The organism is Vibrio sp. 10N.222.55.C6 (genome assembly GCF_041473395.1).
GTDB lineage: Bacteria > Pseudomonadota > Gammaproteobacteria > Enterobacterales > Vibrionaceae > Vibrio > Vibrio crassostreae_C.
The window spans coordinates 1-552 of record NZ_JBFRSD010000673.1 but is presented as its reverse complement, the minus strand read 5'-3'; the positions used below and the strand labels follow the sequence as shown (position 1 = coordinate 552).

The 552-nt window shown below is 40.8% G+C and carries 1 pseudogene; it reads left to right on the top strand.

Annotated elements, in window-relative coordinates:
• Positions 1-424, top strand: a pseudogene (locus AB4486_RS25590) (hypothetical protein); the annotation flags it as partial.
• Positions 425-552 lie beyond the last annotated feature (128 nt).

The window sequence follows — 552 nt, the reverse complement described above, 5'->3', positions numbered from 1 at the left end:
CGACACAATAGATGCTTTTCTCATTTTCCCTAAACCGGGGTTTGTCGCTGATGTGAACTACCACGCAGGCAGCGCCACTTATTTGGAAACCAACTTCGTTAACTCGACAACAGAACATGCTGCCATATCCAATATTGCGCGTTCAGGTAATTATTACATTGAAGAAGCAGAAGGTGGTCGCTATGAACTGTTATACAGCTCTGTCGGTGGTTACAGCGAATATCTATCCGCTCTCTCTGGGCAACAACTCAAGTTACTCGCTGATTTTAATGACAAATTGATGATGGAAGAGAATACAAAAGATTCTATAACTAAACTACGTAGTGAAATCAGGCCAAACTTCTATGGGTATACGACGGTCGATTTAGAATCACTCGCCCCTGCAATCCTTACCAAGCTTGAATATGAATTGATCACTGATTAACAGCAGCGTTGGTCATTGATAATCGCTATCCAGAAATGTGTATATCTGATTCGGTTGGCTCTACGTACATTGATGAACTCATCAAGTTTGCTAAAACTGAACAAGTCTTAAAAATCGGCTATAAATAG